At 57.8% G+C, this 2,183-nt stretch carries 2 protein-coding genes; both read left to right on the top strand.

Going from position 1 to position 2,183, the window contains the following annotated elements:
- The first annotated feature begins 183 nt into the window (after window positions 1–183).
- Window positions 184–504 (top strand): hypothetical protein, encoded by a 321-nt coding sequence (locus HHX31_RS33345; protein ID WP_169953787.1) that lies wholly within the window; start codon window positions 184–186, stop codon window positions 502–504.
- Window positions 505–565: 61 nt separating this feature from the next.
- The gene (locus HHX31_RS33340; protein ID WP_169953785.1) at window positions 566–2,056 is read left to right on the top strand and encodes a hypothetical protein; all 1,491 of its coding nucleotides are present in this window, start codon (window positions 566–568) and stop codon (window positions 2,054–2,056) included.
- Window positions 2,057–2,183: the final 127 nt, after the last annotated feature.

The following is a 2,183-nucleotide window of genomic DNA, read 5'->3' as shown; positions in this document are numbered from 1 at the left end:
ATGGACGATCGACGGCCTCGGGCGCTCAGCCAGCATCGTGCTCACAGTTCGTTGAGATCCTTACTCGCCCTCGTCACTCAAATGCACTCTAGCCACATCTGTCTCAACAAACCTTGGCAGAGAGGGCAACTCCCCTTACCACAGACGTCACCGACGGTGACCACGAACTGAGCGAGGGATGACATGCAGGTCAACAACTTTGGATCAGTCACCAACCAGACCAACATCGACCGCAGCTTCGTCTCCCCCAGAGCCGATCTCGATGCTGGAGTTGCACAGCTCAAACAGCTGATGGCAGCCGGGGCTATTCCCAAAAGCGTAGGCGCAGAGATCGTTGCCGAAGTCGGAGAGAGCCTGGACGAGGCGAACGGACGGCCCACCGGCCGGCTGAGGGCCGCCCTTGTGCGACTGCGGGACATGCTGGCGATCGGCGGGGCTTCAGCTGACGACATCGCCAAGGTCGCAGGTGCTATAGCTGCGATAACTGCAGCCCTTGGCGGGTGATATGACAGATCTCACCGATAGACAAAACGAACCAGCCGAAAGCGCGTCTACGCGGAGCGAGATGCACGTCAACAATCACGCTTCAGTGGCAAATCAGCAGAACATCGGGAACTATTTCGCTGCAGACCAAAATCCAGAAAAGCATCTGAAAGCAGCACGCCGGGCGCTGGAGGAACGACGGTGGGTTCAGGCCTGTCAGCATTACATTGACTACTTGAAGCACGAGCCGTCCTCATCAAAAAATCAGATGGCCGAGGTGCGAGTCGAGTACGCCTTGGCCAGACTGGAAGGCAAGCGGCCTCGCTCTCACACGGACCAGACCCAGAACGAGATTCAAACGTTCCTAACGCAGGCGCGCGAATTCGATCCGAAATCACGCGCCGCCTCCGTCTTGATGGCCATATTTAACGAGGACGTCGACCACGCCTTCCTAATAGAGGCGGATCTCTCAGACGAGGTACTGCAGTCAGCTACAGACTTAGATTTGCACTGGGCGAAGCGGATCGTCAGTGCGATATCGGTACCTGAATCCCCCACATGGGAGAAGCTCTTTCGAAGGGCTAACCCTGACAGCTCTTCGCCTACTATCGCTCTCCCCTCACTCAGTGAGGAGGAGCAAAGCGAGCGTGAGCATAGGATGCGGACACTATTCACCCCAGCACCGTCGAGGCCTGAGCGCGAACCACGCCTCAACCCAATCTTCGGCCTCCTTCCTTTTATCGGCGGCAGTGTAATCATCTGGGTAGCTATCGCCCTTATGACCGCCTACGGGAACCCTGGCTGGTCAGTGCTATCACCGGGTCCGTACATCGCTGTCGTCGGGATCTCCGTAGCATCCATCGGAGGCTGGCTGACATTCGGCGCGCTATTCGGCAACTGGCGACAGAACCGAATTTTCCATCAGGCACTGGTCGAATACAGGGAGCGGCAGCGAATCTATGAGGATAATCTACCAACTGAAGAGCAAATAACTCGTTGGGTTAAGCGGGATGTAGCTGTCATTGTTGACCGGGCCCTCAAACGCCTCGGCATCGTGATGGAAGAGCTACGCAACACAGGGCGCATTACCGATCCGCTCGTCATAGTCGGCCCGGCCGAACCACCAAAGACCAAACTGGTGCGACACCCCCGAGTGGGGGAGGGTTATATCGCGTCTCGGTACACCGTCTTTGTCGTCTGTATGGCAGATCAAAAACTGGGAGCCTACCGGACAACCTTAGATTCCATCACTGGCATACGCGAGCCGGAGGAACATACGAGCGAATATCGCTACCGAGATATAGTGTCGGTGAACGTCAAGACGGTGCGCCTGGACCTCCCAGCTGACGCGACGAAAACTGATGAAGCTGAGCCTACTTATGCCTTCGTTGACGCCGAGGAGAAAGATACGGTGGCAGAACGGTTCACCCTCGTGGTGCCAGGCGATCGCTTTACTGTGACGACGAAAGTCAGCACCGAAGACGGGAAAGGATCCAGAATCGAGTTTTCCAAAGCGGATCGCGCACTGGCGGCGATCCGTCGCCGGATCGCCGCCAGCACGAGACAGGCCTAACCTCGATCTTTCGCGCTCATCCGGTGGGTGGCTGATCGGTTCGGCTGGAGTGTGATTTCGCGGCCGTGGTCAGCTTGGTGGCCCGGCTGTCGCGTCGGGTGGGCGGGGTTCCACGGGCCCTCGGGGT

It is taken from the genome of Microbispora sp. H11081, from assembly GCF_012999535.1.
Lineage (GTDB): Bacteria > Actinomycetota > Actinomycetes > Streptosporangiales > Streptosporangiaceae > Microbispora.
This window is presented reverse-complemented; position numbering and strand designations above follow the sequence as displayed.